At 68.7% G+C, this 21,358-nt stretch carries 21 protein-coding genes; 15 read left to right on the top strand and 6 right to left on the bottom strand.

What is annotated here, in order from left to right:
* The first annotated feature begins 25 nt into the window (after nucleotides 1–25).
* The 4 genes from FHR38_RS02600 (at nucleotide 26) to FHR38_RS02585 (ending at nucleotide 3,190) form a co-directional block, all read left to right on the top strand.
* Nucleotides 26–751 (top strand): carbon-nitrogen hydrolase family protein, encoded by a 726-nt coding sequence (locus FHR38_RS02600; protein WP_184532446.1) that lies wholly within the window; start codon nucleotides 26–28, stop codon nucleotides 749–751.
* A 122-nt stretch (nucleotides 752–873) separates the two neighbouring features.
* Nucleotides 874–1,335: a hypothetical protein gene (locus tag FHR38_RS02595; RefSeq protein WP_184532445.1), complete on the top strand. Its 462-nt coding sequence runs from the start codon at nucleotides 874–876 to the stop codon at nucleotides 1,333–1,335.
* Nucleotides 1,336–1,388: 53 nt separating this feature from the next.
* Nucleotides 1,389–2,111 carry a SanA/YdcF family protein gene (locus FHR38_RS02590; RefSeq protein ID WP_184532443.1) on the top strand — a complete coding sequence of 241 codons (723 nt, stop codon included), beginning with the start codon at nucleotides 1,389–1,391 and terminating at the stop codon, nucleotides 2,109–2,111.
* A gap of 92 nt (nucleotides 2,112–2,203) precedes the next feature.
* Nucleotides 2,204–3,190, top strand: coding sequence for a DUF2804 domain-containing protein (locus FHR38_RS02585; protein WP_184532441.1), 987 nt, complete (start codon nucleotides 2,204–2,206; stop codon nucleotides 3,188–3,190).
* Nucleotides 3,191–3,247: 57 nt separating this feature from the next.
* Here FHR38_RS02585 and FHR38_RS02580 read toward each other — a convergent pair whose 3' ends face one another.
* From FHR38_RS02580 to FHR38_RS02565, 4 genes are all read right to left on the bottom strand, one after another.
* On the bottom strand, nucleotides 3,248–5,095 hold the full coding sequence (locus FHR38_RS02580; protein ID WP_312881749.1) for a glycoside hydrolase family 2 protein: 1,848 nt from the start codon (nucleotides 5,093–5,095) through the stop codon (nucleotides 3,248–3,250).
* Nucleotides 5,092–6,384: an MFS transporter gene (locus FHR38_RS02575; RefSeq protein WP_312881748.1), complete on the bottom strand. Its 1,293-nt coding sequence runs from the start codon at nucleotides 6,382–6,384 to the stop codon at nucleotides 5,092–5,094. Before FHR38_RS02575 ends, FHR38_RS02580 begins: the two co-directional genes overlap by 4 nt.
* Nucleotides 6,385–6,516: 132 nt before the next feature.
* A complete protein-coding gene (locus FHR38_RS02570; protein ID WP_184532439.1) occupies nucleotides 6,517–7,065 on the bottom strand; it encodes a YciI family protein in 549 nt (182 codons plus the stop codon).
* A gap of 95 nt (nucleotides 7,066–7,160) precedes the next feature.
* Nucleotides 7,161–8,105 (bottom strand): helix-turn-helix transcriptional regulator, encoded by a 945-nt coding sequence (locus FHR38_RS02565; protein ID WP_184539154.1) that lies wholly within the window; start codon nucleotides 8,103–8,105, stop codon nucleotides 7,161–7,163.
* A 63-nt stretch (nucleotides 8,106–8,168) separates the two neighbouring features.
* On the opposite strand from FHR38_RS02565, the gene FHR38_RS02560 reads away from it, so the two are divergent.
* The 3 genes from FHR38_RS02560 to FHR38_RS02550 all read left to right on the top strand — a co-directional run bounded on the left by FHR38_RS02560 (nucleotide 8,169) and on the right by FHR38_RS02550 (nucleotide 10,996).
* The gene (locus FHR38_RS02560) at nucleotides 8,169–9,272 is read left to right on the top strand and encodes an epoxide hydrolase family protein (protein WP_184532437.1); all 1,104 of its coding nucleotides are present in this window, start codon (nucleotides 8,169–8,171) and stop codon (nucleotides 9,270–9,272) included.
* Nucleotides 9,273–9,455: 183 nt separating this feature from the next.
* Entirely contained in the window at nucleotides 9,456–10,013 is a 558-nt protein-coding gene (locus FHR38_RS02555) for a YdeI/OmpD-associated family protein (RefSeq protein ID WP_184532435.1), read from the top strand.
* Between the two features lie 182 nt (nucleotides 10,014–10,195).
* Nucleotides 10,196–10,996: a DedA family protein gene (locus FHR38_RS02550; RefSeq protein ID WP_376771376.1), complete on the top strand. Its 801-nt coding sequence runs from the start codon at nucleotides 10,196–10,198 to the stop codon at nucleotides 10,994–10,996.
* Nucleotides 10,997–11,049: 53 nt separating this feature from the next.
* Here the strand turns inward: FHR38_RS02550 and FHR38_RS02545 are convergent, their stop codons facing one another.
* Nucleotides 11,050–11,457: a hypothetical protein gene (locus tag FHR38_RS02545; RefSeq protein WP_184532431.1), complete on the bottom strand. Its 408-nt coding sequence runs from the start codon at nucleotides 11,455–11,457 to the stop codon at nucleotides 11,050–11,052.
* Nucleotides 11,458–11,645: 188 nt separating this feature from the next.
* Here FHR38_RS02545 and FHR38_RS02540 point away from each other — a divergent pair, with 188 nt between their 5' ends.
* The 5 genes from FHR38_RS02540 to FHR38_RS02525 are packed head-to-tail and all read left to right on the top strand — an operon-like array spanning nucleotide 11,646 to nucleotide 16,761.
* Nucleotides 11,646–13,226, top strand: a complete 1,581-nt coding sequence (locus FHR38_RS02540; RefSeq protein ID WP_184532429.1) for an ABC transporter substrate-binding protein — start codon at nucleotides 11,646–11,648, stop codon at nucleotides 13,224–13,226.
* Nucleotides 13,223–14,203, top strand: a complete 981-nt coding sequence (locus FHR38_RS02535) for an ABC transporter permease (RefSeq protein WP_312881746.1) — start codon at nucleotides 13,223–13,225, stop codon at nucleotides 14,201–14,203. Before FHR38_RS02540 ends, FHR38_RS02535 begins: the two co-directional genes overlap by 4 nt.
* On the top strand, nucleotides 14,200–15,084 hold the full coding sequence (locus tag FHR38_RS31460) for an ABC transporter permease (RefSeq protein ID WP_221448891.1): 885 nt from the start codon (nucleotides 14,200–14,202) through the stop codon (nucleotides 15,082–15,084). The genes FHR38_RS02535 and FHR38_RS31460 overlap by 4 nt, the downstream gene beginning before the upstream one ends.
* A complete protein-coding gene (locus FHR38_RS02530; RefSeq protein ID WP_221450230.1) occupies nucleotides 15,081–16,061 on the top strand; it encodes an ABC transporter ATP-binding protein in 981 nt (326 codons plus the stop codon). The genes FHR38_RS31460 and FHR38_RS02530 overlap by 4 nt, the downstream gene beginning before the upstream one ends.
* Nucleotide 16,062: 1 nt before the next feature.
* Nucleotides 16,063–16,761 carry an ABC transporter ATP-binding protein gene (locus FHR38_RS02525; protein ID WP_184532425.1) on the top strand — a complete coding sequence of 233 codons (699 nt, stop codon included), beginning with the start codon at nucleotides 16,063–16,065 and terminating at the stop codon, nucleotides 16,759–16,761.
* A gap of 9 nt (nucleotides 16,762–16,770) precedes the next feature.
* Here the strand turns inward: FHR38_RS02525 and soxR are convergent, their stop codons facing one another.
* Nucleotides 16,771–17,283, bottom strand: coding sequence for a redox-sensitive transcriptional activator SoxR (gene soxR / locus FHR38_RS02520; protein WP_184532423.1), 513 nt, complete (start codon nucleotides 17,281–17,283; stop codon nucleotides 16,771–16,773).
* Between the two features lie 85 nt (nucleotides 17,284–17,368).
* Here soxR and FHR38_RS02515 point away from each other — a divergent pair, with 85 nt between their 5' ends.
* The 3 genes from FHR38_RS02515 (at nucleotide 17,369) to FHR38_RS02505 (ending at nucleotide 21,338) form a co-directional block, all read left to right on the top strand.
* Nucleotides 17,369–18,256: an NmrA/HSCARG family protein gene (locus FHR38_RS02515; protein WP_184532421.1), complete on the top strand. Its 888-nt coding sequence runs from the start codon at nucleotides 17,369–17,371 to the stop codon at nucleotides 18,254–18,256.
* Between the two features lie 164 nt (nucleotides 18,257–18,420).
* Nucleotides 18,421–19,140 carry a TetR/AcrR family transcriptional regulator gene (locus FHR38_RS02510; RefSeq protein WP_184532419.1) on the top strand — a complete coding sequence of 240 codons (720 nt, stop codon included), beginning with the start codon at nucleotides 18,421–18,423 and terminating at the stop codon, nucleotides 19,138–19,140.
* Nucleotides 19,140–21,338, top strand: coding sequence for an MMPL family transporter (locus FHR38_RS02505; RefSeq protein WP_184532417.1), 2,199 nt, complete (start codon nucleotides 19,140–19,142; stop codon nucleotides 21,336–21,338). Before FHR38_RS02510 ends, FHR38_RS02505 begins: the two co-directional genes overlap by 1 nt.
* Nucleotides 21,339–21,358: the final 20 nt, after the last annotated feature.

Below are 21,358 nucleotides of genomic sequence, written 5' to 3'. Positions count from 1 at the left end.
CGGTGTACCCCGGAAAGGTTCCACGATGGACGCGGGAGCGCTCATGCAACGTCAGCCGCTCGTCATCGCCGTCGCCCAACCAACGACCGAGGCGTACGACGTGGTGGCGAACGTGGCCGAGCACGCCGACATGGTCCGGGCCGCGTACGCGAGGGTGGTCGTCTTTCCCGAGCTGTCGCTGACAGGGTACGAACTGGACGCGCCCGCGATCACCACCGAAGAGCCGAGGTTGACGCCGATCATCGAGGCGTGCGCCGAGACGGGGGCGACGGCGCTGGTGGGTGCCCCGGTCCAGGATGAGGCGGGTCGGGAGTACATCGCGACGCTGGCCGTCGACGGGACCGGGGCGCGCGTGGCCTACCGAAAGGTGCATGTGCACGAGTCCGAGGCGCGGTTCAGCCCGGGCACCGGACCATCGGTACTCGAAGTAGACGGCTGGCGACTGGGCCTGGCGATCTGCCGCGACACCCGCTTCGCCGAGCACGACGCGGCCACCGCAGCGCTCGGCATGGACGTCTACGTCGCTTCTGTCCTCGACCACCTCCGCGACGCTCACGTGCCAGCCGAGCGGGCGCAGCGCGTCGTCGCAGACCGTGGGGTGTGGGTCGCCGTGGCGAGCTTCGCCGGGTCCACCGGCGGTGGCTTCGACCGAGCGGCGGGTGGTTCGGCGGTGTGGGCCCCCGACGGCGGGATGCTCGCGCACGCCGGGCCAGAGCCCGGGGAAGTCGTGCGGGCCACCCTGCGCGACTAGGTGCCTATGCCGACCAGCGCCGCGATCAGCCAGGAACGGTCGTGGGCGTCCCCTCGTCGTCGGGGAGGATGGCGGCGCGCGAGATCGAGAGGATGTCAGGGGAGGTACATACGATCCGCAGCGTGCCGATACCTGACCTGATCCCGATCATGCACGAGCCCGACTACCACACCGGCCAGATCGGTCGGTACGCCGACGGTCAGTTCTTCGCCTGCGTCACCGCCGCCTTTCCCGAGGGCCTCCAGGTCGGTGACGACTGGCCGGAGCACAAGCGCTGGTACGCGGTGCTGCACCGGTTCGACCGCGACGGTCACCATCAGGGGTCGGAGGTGTGGTACGCGGGCACCACCGCCCAGGGCGAACAGGACGTCATCGACCGGGCGGATCGGGTGTTGACCGGTTGGCTGTCCGAGCTGCCTCAGCCGACTCTCGGTGACATCGCGGTGCGGCTCTTCTCGGTCGAGGTCGACGGCATCGTGTTCGGCCTGGTGGACGAGTCCGACGACGAGTACGGCGAGCACGTGGAGCTCTATCCGAACCAGCTCGGGTTCTATCCGCCGTGGGACGGGGAATACGACACCTGACCGGCCCGCCACATCCGGGCTCCGGACGTTGGCCGTACTGGAAGAATTGGCGGATGGACTCTGAACCCGGCAGCCGCCCGGCCACCCCGGCCACCCCAGCTCGTCCGTCCGGGCTTCGGCGGTGGGGTCGTCGCCTGGTGTTCCTTCTCGTTCCCGGTCTGCTGGCAGCGTCCGGGGCGGTCGTCGCCAGCGTGCTGTGGATCCGGTCCGAGGCCGAGGGCCGAATCTACTCGGCCGAGTCGGTGCCATCGGCCCCGGTCGCGTTGGTGCTCGGCGCGCGGGTGTACGACGACGGTACGCCGTCGTCGTTCCTGGAGGCCCGGCTCGAGCTGGCCAAGCGCCTCTACGACGAGGGCAAGGTGCGTGCCCTGCTGGTCTCCGGTGACCACGGCAGCTGGGAGTACGACGAGCCCGGGGCGATGCGGCGCTGGCTGGTCGAGCACGGTGTGCCGGAGTCGAAGGTGGTGATGGACCATGCCGGGTTCGACACCTACGACTCGTGCGTCCGTGCCCACCAGATCTTCGGGGTCCGGGAGCTGATCGTGGTGACGCAGAGCTTCCACGTCCGCCGGGCGGTGGCGGTGTGCCGGCAGTTGGGGCTGGCCGCCGTCGGGGTCGGCGACGACTCGGTGAGCCGGTTCGACCGGGCCTGGCGGTGGGGGAGCCTCCGGGAGTACGGCGCTGCCGTCAAGGCCGTCTTCGACGTGTTGAGCCGCCGCGACCCGGTGCACCTCGGCCCTCGTGAGCCGGGGGTGGACGACGCGCTGCGGAGCTGAGGCGCGTCCGGGCGCGGGGGAGGTACGACCTTTGCCGCGCCGGGGTGCGTCCCTGCTGACCAGGGGGTCAGCGGGGCGGCTAACCTCTCGCCATGCCGACACACGAGCGTGAGATCACCGAGCCTGTCGACCTCTGTCTGCCCGACGGGCGGCTCAACCCCACGGCGGTCGGCTGGACCCGGCAGCCAATGCACCGGGCGAACCTGCGCGGCTGGGGCCGGGCCAAGCGTTGGGAGTACTGGGGAATCGTCACCCCCACCCACATCATCGGGCTGGTGGCCTCGTCGCTGGACTACGCCGGGCTGCACGGCGTGTACGTGCTGGACCGCAACTCCGGTACGGAGATCAAGAAGGATGTGGTGGTTCCGTTCGGGCGGGGTGCCGTACTGCCCGAACGCAGTGGGGTCGGTCCGGTGGCCGTACGCGGTGGTGGGGTAAGCATCGACATCGACCAGCGCCCCGACGGCTCCACGCTGCGGGCGGTCGCCCCGGGCCTCGAACTGGACCTCGTCGTGCCGCTGCCCGAAGGGCACGAGTCGCTGGGTGTGGTGGTGCCGTGGGGGCCGAACCGGTTCCAGTACACGGTCAAGGACGTGGGTCGCCCGTGCAGCGGCCGGCTACGCCTGGCCACCGGCGAATATGCCATCAGCGCCGAGGACTCGTTCGCGGTGCTGGACCACGGTCGGGGAAAGTGGCCGTACTCGATCACGTGGAACTGGGCCGCGGGCAGTGGCCCTGGTGGCAGGTCGATCCAGCTCGGCGGCAAGTGGACCGACGGCACCGGTACGACGGAGAACGCCGTCTTCGTCGACGGCCGGCTGCACAAGATCGGTGAGGAACTGCGGTGGAGCTACGACCGCAGCGACTGGTTGCGGCCGTGGCGGATCAGCGGCGAGCAGGCGGACGTGCGGTTCCACCCGTTCCACGAGAAGGTCGCCCGGACCAGCCTCGGCGTGGTGGCCGGCGAGACGCACCAGTGCTTCGGGCACTTCTCCGGTTGGGCACAGACCGACGACGGTCAACGGGTCGACCTGGACGGGCTGGTCGGGTGGGCCGAGGAGGCCCACAACCGCTGGTGACCGCCATGCTGTAAGGAGGGGCCCCTTCCAGGCGGAAAGTGATAGGAGGGGGCCTCCTTACATGCGGAGCTGGGTGTTGACCGCGCGGACCAGTTCCTCGGGGAGTTTGACGATCTTCCGGTCGTAGCTGAGCAGGCCGTTCAGCTCGTCCTCGACGTCGGAGAGTTGGGTGTAGACGGTCGCGCTCAAGCCGCGTGCGATGGCCGGGACGATCTGCTCGGTGTGCAGCCGGGTGAAGGCGTCCCCGAGCGCCTCCGCGCTGGTGAAGCGTTTGTAGCCGAACTCCCGGTCGGTGAAGGCGTGCCCGGCGAGGCGCAGGCTGTAGCCGCCGTATTCGGAGAGGACGAGGACCCGGCTGTCGTCGCGCCGTCGCCGGGGCACCCGGAACGGGCGGAAGTAGATGTGCAGGCTGTGCAGGTCGCCGCCGCCCTGGTCGTGCCAGCCGCTGGCGTGGTCCACCGTACGCGTCGGGTCGAGCGCGGCGACCTCCGTGGCGGTCCGGGCCGCGTCGAACTGGCCCCAGCCCTCGTTGAACGGAACCCAGACCGCCAGGCTGACCACGTTGCGCAGGTGCTCGATGGTGTCGCACACCTCGGTGCGGAACTGGGCCCGGCCCTCGGCGTCACCCCGGCCGAACCACCGGTGTCGCCGGTCGCTCAGCCGCAGCGGGGTCACCGCCGGGGCGGTGATGACCAGCGGTCGGTAGCTGCTGCCGCCGTTGACCAGGTCCTGCCAGACCAGGATGCCCAGCCGGTCGCAGTGGTGGTACCAGCGCAGCGGCTCGATCTTGATGTGTTTGCGCAGCATGGTGAAGCCGAGCCGCTTCATGGTCTCGATGTCGTGGACCATCGCCGCGTCCGACGGGGCGGTGTACATGCCGTCGGACCAGTAGCCCTGATCCAGGATTCCGGCGTGGAAGTAGGGCTGGCCGTTGAGCAGTAGTCGGGGCACCCCGGCCGCGTCCGGGCCGACGCCGAACGACCGCATCCCGACATAGCTGCGTACCCGGTCGGTGCCGAGGGTGACGCTGACGTCGTACAGGTAGGGATCTTCGGGGCTCCACGGCCGTACGTCGGGGATCGGGATGCGTACCGGCTGCCCGGCGGGCGCGGTGGTCTCGCCGACCAGGACGCCGTCGGCGAGGACCTCGATCCGGGCGTGCGGTGGGTCGGTCGTGTTAGCGCCAGCGCCGGTCTCCGCCGACTGCGCCGCGTGGACGGTCACCTCGACGCAGCCATCGGCCAACTCCGGGGTCAGGGTGAGTCGTTCGACGTGTGCGGCGGGAACGCACTCGACCCAGACGGTCTGCCAGATGCCCGACTGGGCGGTGTACCAGATGCCGCCCCGGTGCAGTTTCTGCTTGCCCCGGGAGTGGTGGCTGGTGTCGCTGACATCGCGGACCGCGACGACCAGGGTGTTCTCGCCGTCCTGGAGGGCGTCGGTGAGGTCGCAGTGGAACGGCAGGTAGCCGCCGGTGTGCCCGCCGACCTCGATGCCGTTGAGGAACACCCGACAGGTCTGGTCCACCGCACCGAAGTGCAGCAGCACCCGCGACGGTGTCCCGGCGGGCACGAAGTCGGCGGGCAGCGTGACGGTACGGCGGTACCAGAGGGTCTGATCGGGCTGTAGCTGCCGCCCGACGCCGGAGAGCACCGACTCCGGGGAGAACGGCACCAGGATCTCCCCGTCGTACGCGGCCGGTTCCGCATCGATGCCGGGCACTCGCGACCCGGCCGCCGACGGGCCGGTGTCGCCTGGTGCCGCTCCGGCCGGGGTGATGGCGTACGACCACCGGCCGTTGAGGTTGAGGTAGCTGTCCCGGACCAGTTGCGGACGCGGGTATTCCGGCAGGACGTTGGCCGGATCGAGGGCCTCGCCCCACGGGGTGAGCAGGTCCTGGGTCACTTCGCTTCCCTCCTGCGCAGCACCAGCGCCGGTACGACGATCAGCAGCAGTACGGCTGCCGCGGTGAGGAAGATGGCGGGGGTCGGGACCTGCTTGACCACGCCGAGTTCCTCGTAGTGTTCGTTGGCGCCCTTGATCACGGCGGCACCCAGGTAGGGGCCGACGAGCATCGGGACGAGGATGGCGAAGACCATCCGTAGTCCCTGCACGTGACCGGCCCGCTCCCGTGGGGTGTGGTCGCGGACCAGTGCGCCGATGGGGGCGAGGACGAGCATGAAGCCGGACATCATGACCAGCCCGGCGAGGATCACCGGCACCATGTCCCGGACGACGGTCATCAGGAGCAGCCCAGTGCCGTAGATGGCGGCGGCCGGGAGCAGGAACCGCACCTTGCCGATCCGGTCGATGAGCCGCCCGCCGAGGACACTGACGATCGAGGCCCCGGTGAGTACGACGCCGAGGACGATGGCGTACCCCTCGATCTCCAGGTACCGCTGGAGATAGATGATCAGGTACGGCAGGAACACCTGGGTGGAGATGCCCCAGATCGCCCAGGCGGACAGCGCCAGGTAGAGCCCGGGGTTCTCCCGTACCGCGCGGGGGTGGAGCCCGTGCAGGGCGGCGCGAAGATAGCTGCCACTCGGCTTGGCCAGGGTCGGCTGGTCGTCCACCAGGAACCAGGCGGCGACCCCGACCACCGCGATGATCAGCCCGATGATGACGAAGAACTGTTGCCAGTGCCCGGCGCGGGTCATGCCGTCGAAGCCGGCGAAGATGGCGAGCATCGACACCAGCGGCATGATGGCCAGTACGGATTCGACCCGTCCCCGGTTGCGGGGCTCGGTCACGTCGGTGACCCAGGCCTGGAAGGCGGCGTCGTTGGCACCCGCGCCGAGCAGCGACATCAGGCAGTCGAGGGCGATGACGGAGATCGCGGTGACCAGTACGACGTTGGCCACCGGGGCGATGTTCTCGACCGTGTCCACGGTGAGGAGGCCGAAGGTGGCGGTGGCCAGGCCCCAGAGTAGGTAGCCGCCGGAGATGAAGATCCGGCGGCGGCCGATCCGGTCCGACAGCGCGCCGATCAGCAACGTCGACAGTGTGGCGGTCACCGCGCTGGCCGCGACCATGGTGGCGATGACGTTCGGGTCGTCGCTGATCGTGTCGTATACGAACACGTTGAGATACAGGTTCTCCACGGTCCAGGCCAGTTGGCCCACGAACCCTAGGACGACCAGCGCCGTCCAGATTCGGGGGCTCAGTCCGCTGCCCACGCGGGTCGTTGTCACCCGCGCGACATTACAAGATCCATCCGGTAGGTGACCTGGCCCGATCCGGCAGTGGATCCGCCCTGGCAGTGGTTGTGTCCGAGTCGTTCTCGGGTTATGCCCTGGGCGTCCGAACACTTTGCGAGCGGGCTGTCAGCGCCGCCCGCCGAACTCCCACGGGTGGACCTCGATGTCGGCGTACCGATCGGCGGTCAGGATGGCGCGTGCCGCGTCCGGGTCCGACGCTTGGACCAGCAGTGCGGTGCCCAGCCAGGTGCTGCCGTCGTCGGAGAGCAGCGGCCCGTACGCGATCAGCTCGTCCTGGTCAGCCGGCACGGTGAGGTCAGCCGCCTGCCCCGTGCCGAGGCCGAGCACCAGGTACCGGTTGCCGCCCGTCCGGCCGCCAGGAAAGTCCCACATGGTGCGCCCCAACAAATTGCGCCACCTGCGGAGCAGCACGTCCCGGTACGCGCCGGCCTGGTAGCCGGGCTCGTCGAAGGCGAACGCCCGAGCGGCGGCAGGGTCGGGCAGGTCGACGATGTGCAGGCTGCCGGTGGGCGTCTCCCCGTCGTCGCCGAAGGTCGGGCCGCGGGCGATCATCTCTGCCGCGTACCGGTCCATGTAGGACCAGTGTTCTTCGAGTAGTTCGTGGCGCAGCGGCAGCGAGCCGGGCCGGTCGCGGTGGTAGCAGAGGAACAACATGCGGCCAGTCTCCACCCGCTGTCCCGGAGGTCGATGCGGGCGGGTCGAGATCCGGCGACGAAGTTCGGGTTGATGCCGCGTGTCGGTGGCTGCTTTCAGTAGGTGATGGCATTCAACCGGTCCCGGATGACAGCGAAAGCGTCTAGCAGGTCTGGTGGGCCGTGGACGTGAAAGTCCTTGTCCAGCATGAGGATGTGCAGGGCAAGCTGGTACGGGGTGTCCGCTCCGGCGTGCACGACGCAGCTCGTGTCGTCGATTGGCTGCACCGCCACGGAGTCGGGCAGATAGCTGGTGATGGCCGAGGCTGGTGCGAGCACGGTGACTTTGGCGCGGTGCGTTGACAGGGCGGTGTCGACGCCTCGGATCACGCCCGCGGGGTCCGGGGGATGCGGCCGGGGGACAAAGCGCATGCCGGTGGGTTCGAGGGGTGTGATCCGGTCGACGCGGTACGTGCGCCAGTCGCGCCGGGCGGTGTCCCAGGCGATCAGATACCAGCGTCGTCCGGTGTGCACGAGGCGGTGTGGCTCGGTGTCACGTTCGTCGGTCGAGCCCTCGTGTGTGGTGTAGGTGAAGCGCACGCGATGGTGATCCCGGCACGCCGCGGCCAGCCGGGTCAAGGTTTCGGCAGAAACAGCATCACCCTGCTTGATGAGCGGGGTGGTGTAGGTGTGCAGGTCGGTTACCCGCTGGCGCAGGCGAGGGGGGAGGACTTGCTCCAACTTTGCCAGCGCGTTCACGGCGCTTTCTTCGATCCCGGTGACAGACCCGATGGCGGCGGTGCGCAGGCCCACCGCCACGGCGACCGCTTCGTCGTCGTCGAGCAGCAGGGGCGGAAGCTTTGCACCTGCGCCGAGACGATACCCGCCGGCAATTCCGGGAGCCGCGTGCACGGGATAGCCCAGGTTGCGTAACTTGTCCACATCGTACCTGATTGTGCGGGGGCTGACGTCGAGGCGGGCGGCCAGTTCGGCGCCGGTCCAGTCCGGTTTGGCCTGCAACAACGTCAGTAGGCGCAGCAGCCTGGCAGAGGTCTCCAACATGTTCTTGACATTAGTGGGCATTGCGGCAAGAAGCTTGCCGCAATACTTCATAGCGTAGTTCTCATGAAGCCCTTCAAGATTGACATCGCCCAGTCGCAGATCGACGACCTGCACGAACGCATCACCCGCACCCGATACCCGTCCGAAGTTCCCGGAGCCGAGTGGTCACGTGGCGTGCCGGTCGCCTACCTCCGGGAGCTGGCCGACTATTGGGTCAGCACCTACGACTGGCGCGAATACGAAGCGCGGCTCAACGCGTACCCGCAATTTGTCACCGAGATCGACGGCCAGCAGATTCACTTCCTGCATGTGCGCTCCCCAGAGCCGGATGCCACCCCGATGATCCTCACCCATGGCTGGCCGAGCTCGGTGGCCGAGTTCCTGGAGGTTGTCGGCCCACTGTCTGACCCGCGCGCCCACGGCGGCGATCCAGCCGACGCGTTCCACCTGGTTATCCCGTCGCTGCCCGGGTTCGCGTTCTCAGGGCCGGAACTGCAGCCAGGCTGGGACCTCAACCGCATCGCCCGGGCGTGGGCGGCGCTGATGGCGCAATTGGGCTACCCGCGCTACGTCGCGCAGGGAACCGACTGGGGCTCGGGGATTTCACGTGAACTCGGTGTCGTTGATGCCGAGCACGTCATCGGGGTTCACGTGAACTACCTGATGACCTTCCCGTTCGGCGAGCACGACTTCGACGAGCAGGACAAGGCGCGGTTGGACCGGCTCGAGGCCTTTCAGGGAGATCTGGGCGGCTACATGGCTATCCAGTCGTCGCGGCCACAGACTCTCGCCTATGGCCTGGCCGATTCTCCCGTAGGCCAACTCGCCTGGATCGCCGAAAAGTTCAAAGAATGGAGCGACGAGCCGGTCGACCGCGACTATCTGCTCACCACCGCGATGATCTACTGGCTGACCAACACGGCCAGTTCCTCGGCGCAGATCTACTACGAGTTCTCCCACTCGTGGTCGCAGCCGCAGGAGTCGACCACGCCGATGGGGGTGGCGGTTTTCCCCAAGGATCTCGTCCTGCCGATCCGTAAACTCGCCGAATACGGCAACATGATCGTGCACTGGACCGAATTCGACCGTGGCGGCCATTTTGCCGCCTTGGAACAGCCTGAACTGCTCGTCGGTGACATTCGCACCTTCGTCAGGTCCCTGCGGTAACACCAACACCCGTGGCGGCGCACTCCACGTCGGGAGTGCGCCGCCACGTTGCCAGGTGGCGTTTGGGGAAAGTTGCCCGAGACCGTGTGACCGGAACCCGGCGAGCGAGCACCAGGCAGTGTCTCGAAGTGCGTGTACCATTCGTTGATCGCGGTGACATGGATTATGGCGAGGTAACGTGGCATGAGCGAGCTGCCCATTCTGAGCTTCGGAGCACAGGCCGATTTCGAGCGTTGGATGGAGGAGCACCACCAGCGTACCGATGGCATCCTGCTGAAGTTCGCCAAGAAAGGCACAGCCGTGCCCAGCATCAACTATTCCGAAGCACTCGAGGTGGCGCTCTGTTTCGGCTGGATCGATGGCCGGGCCGACCGCCTCGACGACACCTACTACCTGCAACGGTTTACGCCCAGACGCAAACGCAGTATGTGGTCAAAGATAAACACGGACAGGGCCGAGGCGCTGATCACAGCAAAAAGGATGCGCCCTGCCGGCCTGGCCGAGGTGGAACGCGCAAAGGCTGATGGACGCTGGGATGCGGCTTATCACGGGCCAGCCTCCGCCGCGATCCCCGATGAGATCACTGCGGACGAGGTGGCCACCAAACAGCTACAGGCGATGGACAGCCGAAACCGGTACGCCTACATACACCGCTTCAGTCAGGCCAAGCGGCCCGGGACCCGGGCCAAGTTGCTACAGCAGTTACGCGCTGGCCACCAGTTCTACGGCAAAGCCGAGTAGGCGCAGCGGGTCGTGGATCGTCCAGAGCACGCAGGAAGGTAACGGTGTGTCGAGTTGGCGTGGCGGTGGGCGGTGGCGAGACCATATTCTGCCGGGCTGATTCCGGCAGGTTGCGGTTTTCCACAGTTGTTGGCTGTGGTCGGGTCACGTCAACTGGGTGCTGCGCCACATGGTGACGCAGGGTGCCAGTTTCTAGCGTCGTAGCCATGGAATTTGCGAGTGTGATCGCTGCGTCGGATCCTTCGGAGCCCTCGGGGGGAGTGGCCGGCTGGGTCACGGACCTGATGGAACGCCTCGGCGGGCCGGGTGCCGGGTTGGCCGTCGCGCTGGAGAACCTCTTCCCGCCGATCCCCAGCGAGGTGATCCTGCCGCTGGCCGGGTTCACCGCCAGTCAGGGTGACATGAGCCTGGCCGGGGCGATCGGCTGGACGACGCTCGGCTCGGTGCTGGGCGCGTTGGCGCTGTACTACCTCGGTGTGCTGTGGGGCCGGGATCGGGTACGGGCCGTCGCCGCGTGGCTTCCCCTGATCAAGGTCGCGGATATCGACCGCACCGAGGCGTGGTTCGCCCGGCACGGGGTGAAAGCCGTTTTCTTCGGGCGGATGATCCCGATTTTCCGCAGCCTTATCTCGATTCCGGCCGGTGTCGAGCGGATGCGGGTGACCACGTTTCTGCTCTTTACGACGCTGGGCAGCCTGATCTGGAACACGGTGTTCGTGCTCGCTGGCTATCTGCTCGGGGAGAGCTGGCATCTGGTGGAGGGCTACGCCGGAGTGCTCCAGAAGATGGTCATCGTGGTGTGTGGCGTGGCCGCTGGTTGGTTCGTGACCGTGCGTCTGCTCCGGGCCCGGCGAGGCCGAGGCGGGGTAGGTGTCGCCGTCGAGAACGGGAGCATCGCACCGGACGCGGTCGACCCGCGTGAGCTATCGCCGGACGTGCCCCATCGCGGGACGGTCTATCGCAGCACGAACCGGCCGCGCTGATGTAGGTAGGTGGAGGCCCCGTAGGAGTTGGGGCCTCCGTAGGGCGCTGACGATCAGAAATGAGGATCGATGTAGGAGCCCCAGGTCCACGTGCCGGATGGCGAAATGATCAGGTTGTCGCTGATAGTGGCGGTGTCCCACCCCGATTGGTCTGGGTCCAGGGTTGTCGTTTGCTGGTAGTAGCCGTTCTTCGGATCCAGGCAGGTGGTCCAGGTGTAGGTGGTGGTGCCGAGGTACTGGTCTCGGACCGAGCCTGGGTAGTAGTTCCCCCAGGTGTAGTTGCCCGCCGCCAGGCCGATCCGCCTACTGGTGCAGGAGGTGGCCATTCCATCCGTGGGATTGCTGGTGAGGTATTGGGTCTTCTCCAGGTAGGCCGTCTCTGCTGCTGAAGCCGGGTTTGCTGCCAGGGCGATCAGCGCGCCCGCCAGGGCGACCGCCGACAGTATGGCGCGTGTCCTCAAGTGCTTCCCCCTTTCGTCGGTCGACAGCTACATCGACGCACCCGATTTATCGAAGAATATCCATGCCTAGGGGGCAGGTTCAGCGCCCGGCGAACCTTGACATTGATTGATTTCGCTGGAAATTTTGCCGCCGGACCGTGGTCGCGTAGCTTGTTGCTAGTTATTCGCAATAGCAGAGGAGCTGCGGTATGCGGCGGGTGCTGGTGGGGATCGGTGCTGCGGCGCTGGTGGGTGCGTTGCTGGCCGGGTGTGGCAGCAATCCCGAGGGTGACACGAGATCGACGGATTCGATCGTCCTCGGGGTGCAGTCCGAGCCGGACACGCTCAACCCCGTCCTCGGTTACGCCGTCGAGGGGGCCAGCAAGATCTATGACGGGCTGGTCGCGTACGACGACAAGCTGGAGCCGGTGCCCGCGCTGGCCGAGAAGCTGCCGGAGGTCAGTCCGGACGGCCAGACCGTCACGTTCACGCTGCGTCCCGGGGTGACCTTCCACGACGGCACACCGCTCACCGCCGACGACGTGGTCTTCACCTACCGTGCCGTCCTCGACGAGAAGACCGACTCGACGCTGCGTCCCGCGTTCGCCTCGATCGCTGAGGTGACCGCACCGGACCAGCGGACCGTGGTGTTCCGGCTCAAGTACCCGTACGCGCCGTTCGTGAAGCGGACCACGCTGGGCATCGTCCCGGCGAAGGCACTGGCCGGCCACGACGTCAACACCGCCCCCTTCAACCAGCGCCCGATCGGTACCGGCCCCTACAAGGTCGAGTCCTGGACGGCGGGGGAGAGGCTGGTGCTCGTCGCCAACGAGTCGTACTGGGGTGGTGCGCCGGCGATCAAGCGGGTGACCATGGCCTTCGTCGCCGACGACAACGTACGCGCCGCCCGGCTGCGCAGCGGCGAGCTGGACGGTGCGGTGCTGCCACCGAAGATCGCCGACGGGCTCGGACAACTCCCCGGCCACCGGCGGTGGGACAACCCCAGCGCCGACTACCGGATCGTCTCCCTGCCGCTGAACCACCCGGTCACCGGTGACGTGGCCATCCGACGCGCCGTCGACCTCGCCGTCGACCGGGACGCCATGCTGCGCACGCTGCTCAACGGGCAGGGCAAGCCGGCCTTCGGCCTGATCTCACCCGACGCCGGACGGTGGTTCGAACCGGCCCAGGCGCGACCCGGTACGGCGGACGTAGCAGCGGCCACCCGGGCGCTGGACGAGGCCGGCTGGCTGCCCGGCGGGGACGGCATCCGTGCCAAGGGGGGACAGCGGGCCGCCTTCACGCTGATGTACCCGGCCAGCGACAGCCTGCGCAAGGACCTGGCCACCGCCGCCGCCTCCGACGTACGCAGAATCGGCATCGACGTGGAACTGGTCGGGTTGGACTGGACCGCCATCAACCCCCGACTCGGTAAGGACGCCGTACTCTTCGGCAGCGGTTCGCCGTACGACCCGGACTTCGACCTGTACGACTCGCTGCACTCCTCGCTGGCCGGCAAGGGCTACGCCAACCCCGGCCGGTACGCCAACCCGGCCGTGGACGACCTGCTCGACCGGGCCCGGGCCACCGCGGACACCGCCGAGCGGGTACGCCTCTACCACGAGGTCCAGCGCAAGGTCGCCACCGACGTACCCAACGTCGGGCTGGTCTTCCTGCACCACACGTTCGTCGTACGGGACGCCTGGACCGGGCAACTGCCCCGCACCGAGCCGCACGACCACGGCTTCAACGGCATCTGGTGGAACCTTGAGGACTGGACGACCCGGTGACGGCGGCGATTGCCCGTACGGTCGGGTTGCGTCTGGCCGCCGCCGTACCGCTGTTGGTGTTGGTGTCGTTCGGGCTGTTCCTGCTCGGTAAGGCATCCCCGTTCGACCCGGTGTTGCAGTACGTGGGGGACGCCGGTGCCGCCCGGGTCAGCACCGAGGACCTGGCCCGGATGCGGGCCAACTGGGGGCTGGACCAGCCGTTGCTGGTGCAGTACTGGGAGTGGGCGACCAACCTGTTCTCCGGCGACCTCGGTAATGCCCGCAGCATGGGTGGTCGCCCGGTGGGCGAACTCATCGGCGAGCGGCTCGGTTGGACGGTGCTGCTCACCACCGTCGGTCTCGCCGGTGCGCTGCTGATCAGCATCCCGCTCGGTACGCTGGCCGCCCGCCGGCCGGGTGGTCTGGTCGACCGGGCGGTCACCTGGACCGGGTACGTCCTGGAGGCGATTCCCACCTTCTGGCTGGCGTTGGCCGCGATCGCGGTCTTCGCCCTGACCCTGGGGGCGCTGCCCAGCGGTGGGCTGACCGACGCCGGTGCCGGCACGGTCCAGGCCGCAGACGTGGCCCGGCACCTGGTGCTGCCCGCGTCGGTGCTGGCGGTCTCCCAGTCGCCGTGGTTCATCCTCTACGTCCGGGAGACCGTCACCCACACCCTGGCGGAGGACTTCGTGACCGGGGCGCGGGCCCGGGGACTGCCCGAACGGATGGTGCTGGTGCGGCACGCGCTGCGCTCCGGACTGCTGCCGTTGATCACCCTCGCCGGGGCGCGCATCCCGGAACTCATCACCGGAGTGACCCTGGTGGAAGCCGTCTTCTCCTGGCCCGGCGTGGCCGGGGCCACCGTACAGGCCGCGCTGGCCGTGGACTTCCCGCTGCTGGCCGCGCTGACCCTGCTGGCCACGGTCACCGTGCTGCTCGGCAACCTGGCCGCCGACGTGGGTTACACGCTGGCCGACCCCCGGGTACGGCTGCGATGAGCGAACTCGTCTGGCGCCCGGCGGGGCGTACCCGGATCGGCACCCCCACCACCGGCCGACGCCGCCGGATCGGGGTCTGGACCGCGCTGGCGGTGCTGACCCTGCTGGTCGGTGCGGCGCTGCTGGCCCCGCTGCTCTTCCCCGGCGACCAGCGGCTGGTCGACCTCGGCGCGGCCAGCCAGGCGCCCTCCGTCGAGCACCCGTTGGGCACCGACAAACTGGGGCGGGACCTGCTCGTCCGATCGCTGTACGGGCTACGCGTCTCGCTCACCGTCGGGGTGGTCGCCGCGGCGGTCGCCACCGTCATCGGCGGGCTGGTCGGACTGGTCGCGGGGGTGGCCGGCGGCTGGGTCGACTGGCTGCTGATGCGGCTGGTGGACGGCTTCGGGTCGCTGCCGCACCTGCTGCTCGGCATCTTCATCGTCGCCATGTTCGCCCCCGGGGTCGGCGCGGTGATCGTCTCCATCGGGGTGACCCATTGGCTGACCACCGCCCGGATCGTCCGTGCCGAGGTGCTGTCCCTGCGTTCGCGGACCTTCGTCGACGCGGCCATCTCCGACGGCGCGACCCGGTGGCGGATCCTGGTACGGCACCTGCTGCCGGCGGTGGTCCCGCAGTTGGGGTTGGCCGCCGTGCTGATGGTGCCGCACGCGGTGTGGCACGAGTCCGCGTTGAGTTTCCTCGGCCTCGGGTTGCCGCCGCACCTTGCCTCGCTCGGCAACATGATCAACGACGGGCGGGGGGAACTGTTCGCCGGAGCATGGTGGCCCAGTCTGGTGCCCGGCCTGTTCATCATCGTGCCGACCCTGGCCATCGCCGTCTTCTCCGGCTGGTGGCGGGACCGGCTCAACCCCCGCCGTCGTACGGAGTTGCAACTGTGAGCGCCGCCACCGAGAAACGTAGCCGTCCGTCGGAATCGAATGTCGAGCACAGCCTGCGGGTCGACCGGTTGTCGGTGCGGTTCCGGCTGCCCGATGCCACCGTCAGCGCGGTCACCGATGCCACGTTCACCCTGGCCGCGGGGGAGTGCCTGGCCCTGGTCGGGGAGAGCGGCTGCGGCAAGTCGGTGCTCGTCTCGGCGCTGCTCGGCCTGCTGCCCGGCAACGCGGAGATCCGGGGTCGCGCCCTGCTGGACGATCTCGACCTGCTCAGTTGTGGCGAGCGGGTGCTCGCCAGCCGGATCCGGGGCCGCCGGATCGGTCTGGTGCCGCAGAGCCCGGCCGCGCACCTCACCCCGGTGCGTACCGTCGGATCGCAACTGCGGGAGACGATCTCCGTGCTGGGCACCGCCGGGCGGGATGCCCGGGCCGCCGCCCGCCGTTACGCCGGCCGGGCCAGGCTCGGTGAGCAGCACCTCGACCGCTATCCGCACCAGCTTTCCGGTGGGCTGGCGCAGCGGGCGGCCACCGCGCTGGCGCTGGCCGGCGAACCGTGGCTGTTGTTGGCCGACGAGCCCACCACCGGACTGGACCGTCCGCTGGTGGAGGCAACCATGGACGAGTTGGCCCGGCTACGCGACGCCGGTCACGCCATCCTGCTGATCACCCATGACCTCACCGCCGCCCGCCGGGTCGCCGACCGGGTGGCGGTCATGTATGCCAGCCGCATCGTGGAGACCGCGCCCACCACGGAGTTGTTCGACCAGCCCCGGCACCCGTACACCGCCGCGTTGCTGGACGCCCTGCCCGAGCGGGCGTTCCGGCCGTTGCCCGGGTTTCCGCCCGAGCTGACCCGGCTGCCCACCGGTTGCGCCTTCGCTGCCCGCTGCTCCCGGGCGGACCGGCGCTGCGACGACCGGCCCGAGCTGGTGACCGTCGCCGACGGCGAGGTCGCCTGCCACCACCCGCGAGGAGGCTGAGATGACCGCCCTGACCGCGCGCCAGGTCACCGTCCGGTACGGCCGGAACACCGTTCTCGACGGCGTCGACTTCAGCCTGCCCGCCGGGGTCACCACCGGCCTGGCCGGGCCCAGTGGGTGCGGCAAGTCCACCCTGGGCCTGGTTCTGGCGATGCTGCGCCGCCCCGCTGCCGGAACCTTGACCATCGACGATGTGCCGGTGCCCGGCTGGCGGCACCGGGCTCCCAGGGCGGTGCGTACCCGGGTGGCGATCGTCTTCCAGCAGCCCCGGCTGGCCGTCGACCCCCGGCTTCGACTGCGGGACGTCGTTCTCGAACCCCTGCGGGCCACCGGACGGGGCGGGAACGCCGATGGCGCGTTGTCGGCCCTGGCCGACGCGGTCGGCCTCACCCCGGAACTGCTCGGCCGCCGGCCGCACGAGGTCTCCGACGGGCAGCTCCAGCGGGCCTGCCTGGCGCGGGCCCTGGCCCTGCGACCCAGTTATCTCATCTGCGACGAGATGACCACCATGCTCGACGCCAGCACCCAGGCGCACCTCGTGCACACCGTCGAGGAGTATCGGCGGGAGAGCGGTGCCGGCGTGCTCGCGATCAGCCATGATCAGGTCCTGCTCGATCGGTGGGCCGCCGGTACGGTCACCTGGGAGACCGTCGTTGCCACAGCGCGACAGGAGCGTGCCCTGGTAGGCGTCGGGCACTGATCCCGTGCGTCAGGACGTGTGATCGTCCTGCCGGCCGTTCTGGACCGGTCCGGAGGCATGGGACGGTGGATCGGGTGGCAGGCGTCGCGCGCCTGGGCCTTCGTGACGCAGGACGTCGCGCGGGTTGGTCAGGTGGCAGACCCGCAGTGACAGGCAGCCGCATCCGATGCACTCGGTGAGGTCGTCCCGGAGTGCCTGTAGCTGCGCGATGCGGGCGTCGAGGTCGGTTCGCCATGCTGCCGACAGGCGAGCCCAGTCGTGCGGGGTCGGGGTGCGTTCGCTGGGCAGTTGGTCCAGGGCTTCCTTGATTGTCGCGAGCGAGATACCGACGTGTTGGGATGCCCTGATGAAGGCAACTCGGCGCAGGGTGTCACGGCTGTAGCGGCGTTGGTTGCTCGCCGTCCGGGTGCTGCGGATGAGGTTCTGGCGCTCGTAGTAGTGCAGCGCGGATATCGCGACGCCGCTGCGATCGGCGACCTGCCCGACGGTGAGTTCGTGGAACGCGGTACGGGGTCTTGGCATGAGTCGACAACCTAGCACTTGACCTTAACCAAGGTTGAGCCCACAGACTCGATGCCGTCCGCAGAGCGTGATCAAGGAGTCAGCTATGACCACCGTTCTTGTCATTGGTGTGACGGGGAAGCAAGGAGGTGCCGTTGCCGACCTGCTGCTCGACCGCGGCCACGACGTCATCGCCTACGTGCGGTCGTCCGAGTCGGCACCCGCCCGGGCGCTGTCCGATGCCGGTGTACGGCTCGTCGTGGGTGACTTGGCCGATCCGGAAGCGCTCGCTGGCGCCGCCAAGGACGTCGACGCGGTATTCGGCCTGTCGGTGCCATTCGGATCGGGTGGCAAGGACGAGGAGGTTGCCCAGGGTCGCCTCCTGGTCGATGTCGCAGCGCAGAACGGCATACACCTCGTCTATTCCTCGGTACGTGGCGGCGACCGGTTGGTAGCAACCGACATAGACCACGCCGACAGCAAGCAACTCGTGGAGGCGTACCTCCGGGATCAGGAGGTACGGGCAACCGTCCTGGGGCCGGTGTACTTCATGGAGAACGTCCTCAACGTAGGGTTCAGTCGACTCGCTGACGGTGTCCTGGCAAACCCGCTCTCGGCCGGTAAGCCGTTGGACCAGGTGACCGTCCGGGACATCGCCGGCCTTGCCGTGCACGCCATCGAGAACCCGGAACAGTTCGTCGGTGAGCGGATCGACGTCGTTTCCGACCGGGTGACCGGCGAACAGGCGGCCCGCATCCTCGGTGAGGTGCTCGGCCGGGAGATTCCGTATCGGCAGTTGCCGTTGGACCAGGTCCGCCAGTGGGCCGGTGACGAGATCGCGGACATGTTCCAGCGGTTCGAGGAGAACACCGACTTTGTCGATGTCGAGGGGCTGCATGCCAGGTACCCGGGGGTGGCCTGGCACAGCTATGCCGATTGGGCCAGGACGGTCGACTGGGAGTTCGTCCTGCGAAGCGGGTCGACCGCAGGTTGAGTCTTGTCGATTGCCCGCCGCCGGCCTGCGCAGTCCGGCGGCGGGGACAGGGTAAGCCAAGGAACCCACCCCGACGCCCGCGCCATCGCGAGCCTGCTCCTGTGACCGGGCGCTCATTGGGAAACCGGTTCGATACACGAATGCACTGAGTACACTCGTGCATCGTGAGTCGAGACATGTCCCCGATCGACGGCCCCGAGCCGTACAAACGTCGCCGCGAGGTGACGGTCGAACGCCTGCTGGACGCCGCCCTGAGCACCTTCGCCGAGCTGGGCTTCCAAGCGGCCCGGGTGGAGGACATCTGTAGCCGGGGCGGGTTCACCCGCGGAGCCTTCTACTCCAGCTTCCGCACCAAGGACGAACTCCTCGCCGCGCTCTTCGAGCGGGAGATGACCGCCCGGATGGCGCAGTTGGAGGAACAACTCACCGGGGTGGAGGAGGAGGACGATCCGGTTGCGGCAGCCGTCGAACGCGGCCTCGCCACCTACCGGCAGGACCGGGCCTGGGCGATCGTCTACCTGGAGTACGCCCTGTACGCGAGCCGGCATCCGGAGGCCGTCGCCGCGTTACGTCGCCATATGCGTCGGGTACTCGACCGCCTCACCAGCCTGATCGAGAACGTAGTGCGGCGGACCGGGGTAACCCTGACCATCCCGGCAGCCCAGCTCGCCCGCATCGTGATCGGGATGATGGACGGCCTCGCGTTGCAGGAGATCTCCACCGAGGGCAACGGTGAGGTGGCCGGCCTGCACCGTCCCGCACTACTGCTCATGCTCCGGGCCGTCACCTCGGCACCACCGGCACCGCCAGCGCCACTGGCACCATCCGCGCCGCCAGCACCACTGGCACCACCCGCACCACCGAACGCCGAAGGGCTTTCTTGATGGCTTCCCTGCTCTACCGACTCGCTCGCGCCTGTTTCCGCCGGCGCGGCGTCGTGGTCGGTGCCTGGACGTTGATCCTGGCCGCCGTGATCGGACTCTTCGTCACCTTCGGTGGGGAGTTCGACGACCAGTTCACCATCCCGGGCTCCGAGTCCCAGCAGGCACTCGACCAACTCCGGGAGATCTCCCCGGCTGCCGCTGGCGCGAACGCGCAACTCGTCTTCGTCGCACCGGACGGGGCGACGATCACCGACCCCCGGTACGTCTCGGCGATCAAGCAGACGCTGATCGGGGCCGAGCAGGCACCCCAGGTCGGGCTCGTCGTCGACCCGTTCGACGCGAAGGTCGTCAGCCCGGACGGTCGGGCCGCGCTCGCCGCCGTGCAGTACGACGTACCCACCGCCGACCTGGCGGAGGGCACCCTCGACGCGCTCGAGGACACCGTCGCGCCAGCCCGGGCCGCCGGGCTCGACGTGCAGGTGGGCGGTGACGCGTTCACCACCACCGGGGTACGGATCGGCCCCACCGAGTTCATCGGAGTCGCCGTCGCGGTGGTCGTACTGATGATCACCTTCGGGTCGCTGCTCGCTGCCGGGATGAACCTGCTGACCGCGATCGTCGGCATCGGCGTCGGACTCGGTGGCCTGCTCGCCTTCTCCGGCACCATCACGCTCTCCTCCACCGCACCCACCCTGGCGCTGATGATCGGCCTGGCCGTCGGCATCGACTACGCGCTGTTCATCCTGTCCCGGTACCGCTCCCAACTTGTCAGTGGCACCAGCCCCGAGGAGTCGGCCGGGCGGGCCGCCGGCACCGCCGGTTCCGCCGTCGTCTTCGCCGGCCTGACGGTGATCATCGCGCTGGTCGGACTCTCGGTGGTGCAGATCCCGTTCCTGACGGTGATGGGGATAGGTGCCGCCGGCACCGTGCTGGTGGCGGTGCTGGTCGCGTTGACCCTGCTGCCGGCCCTGATGGGCTTCGCCGGTGCCCGGCTGGCCCCCAAGCCCGGCTCCCGGGCCTACCGGCGGGAACAGGCGATGGCCGAACACACCGACGCCTCGACCCGCACCGGTGGTGCCCGCTGGACGGCGTTCGTCACCCGGCGTCCGCTGATCACCATCGCGGTGACCGTGCTGGGGCTGCTGGCCCTGGCCGTACCGGCGCTGCAACTGCGCCTGGCCCTGCCCGACAACGGCACCGCCGCACCGGAGACCACCCAGCGCCAGGCGTACAACCTGGTCAGCGAACACTTCGGCCCCGGATTCAACGGCCCGCTGCTGGTCCTGGCCACCAACCTGGAACCGGCCACCGTCGAACAGAGCGCCGAGCAGTTGGCCGTCGCCATCGGCGGCACCCCGACCGCCACCCCGGGCCAGTTCACCGGCGGCCTCGACAACGTCGCGTACGCCGTACCGAAGCCGCTGCCCGGCGGCACCGCAGCGGTCGTCCAGGTGGTGCCGGAAACCGGACCCGAGGACGAGCAGACCAGTGCGCTCGTCACCGACCTCCGGGACCGGGCCGACGAGTTGGGGCGGCAGACCGGTAGCCAGCTCGCGGTCACCGGGCACACCGCCGTGGCGATCGACGTCTCCGACCGGCTGGCCGGGGCGCTGCTGCCGTTCGCGCTGATCGTCGTCGGGCTCGCGCTGCTACTGCTTCTGCTGGTCTTCCGGTCGATCCTGGTGCCGATCAAGGCCGCGATCGGGTTCCTGCTGTCGGTGGCCGCATCGTTCGGGGCCGTCGTCGCGGTCTTCCAGTGGGGCTGGCTCAAGGACCTGTTCGGCGTCTCGACCACCGGGCCGGTGATCAGCTTCATGCCGATCATCCTGATGGCGGTGCTCTTCGGCCTGGCCATGGACTACGAGGTCTTCCTGGTCTCCCGGATGCGGGAGGAGTACGTGCATACCGGCCGCCCTCGCGAATCAGTGGTCGTCGGGGCACAGCACGCCTCCCGGGTGGTCGTCGCCGCCGCGCTGATCATGTTCTCGGTCTTCGCCAGCTTCGTCACCGTCGAGGACGTCATCGTCAAGGCGATCGCCTTCGGCCTCGCCACCGGCGTGCTGCTGGACGCGTTCGTCGTCCGGATGACCCTGGTGCCGGCTGTACTCGCCCTGCTCGGCAGGTCGTCCTGGTGGCTGCCCCGCTGGCTGGACCGGCTCCTGCCCGACCTGGACATCGAAGGTGCCCGCCTGAAGTGAAAGGAAAGGCCCCTTCTTAT

The organism is Micromonospora polyrhachis (assembly GCF_014203835.1).
GTDB classification, from domain to species: domain Bacteria; phylum Actinomycetota; class Actinomycetes; order Mycobacteriales; family Micromonosporaceae; genus Micromonospora_H; species Micromonospora_H polyrhachis.
This window is presented reverse-complemented; position numbering and strand designations above follow the sequence as displayed.

Coding starts and splice junctions, on each gene's coding strand:
- FHR38_RS02600 (WP_184532446.1), top strand. CDS start 26: ATGGACGCGGGAGCGCTCATGCAACGTCAGCCGCTCGTCATCGCCGTC.
- FHR38_RS02590 (WP_184532443.1), top strand. CDS start 1,389: ATGGACTCTGAACCCGGCAGCCGCCCGGCCACCCCGGCCACCCCAGCT.
- FHR38_RS02585 (WP_184532441.1), top strand. CDS start 2,204: ATGCCGACACACGAGCGTGAGATCACCGAGCCTGTCGACCTCTGTCTG.
- FHR38_RS02570 (WP_184532439.1), bottom strand. CDS start 7,065: ATGTTGTTCCTCTGCTACCACCGCGACCGGCCCGGCTCGCTGCCGCTG.
- FHR38_RS02565 (WP_184539154.1), bottom strand. CDS start 8,105: ATGTTGGAGACCTCTGCCAGGCTGCTGCGCCTACTGACGTTGTTGCAG.
- FHR38_RS02560 (WP_184532437.1), top strand. CDS start 8,169: ATGAAGCCCTTCAAGATTGACATCGCCCAGTCGCAGATCGACGACCTG.
- FHR38_RS02555 (WP_184532435.1), top strand. CDS start 9,456: ATGAGCGAGCTGCCCATTCTGAGCTTCGGAGCACAGGCCGATTTCGAG.
- FHR38_RS02540 (WP_184532429.1), top strand. CDS start 11,646: ATGCGGCGGGTGCTGGTGGGGATCGGTGCTGCGGCGCTGGTGGGTGCG.
- FHR38_RS31460 (WP_221448891.1), top strand. CDS start 14,200: ATGAGCGAACTCGTCTGGCGCCCGGCGGGGCGTACCCGGATCGGCACC.
- FHR38_RS02525 (WP_184532425.1), top strand. CDS start 16,063: ATGACCGCCCTGACCGCGCGCCAGGTCACCGTCCGGTACGGCCGGAAC.
- soxR (WP_184532423.1), bottom strand. CDS start 17,283: ATGCCAAGACCCCGTACCGCGTTCCACGAACTCACCGTCGGGCAGGTC.
- FHR38_RS02515 (WP_184532421.1), top strand. CDS start 17,369: ATGACCACCGTTCTTGTCATTGGTGTGACGGGGAAGCAAGGAGGTGCC.
- FHR38_RS02505 (WP_184532417.1), top strand. CDS start 19,140: ATGGCTTCCCTGCTCTACCGACTCGCTCGCGCCTGTTTCCGCCGGCGC.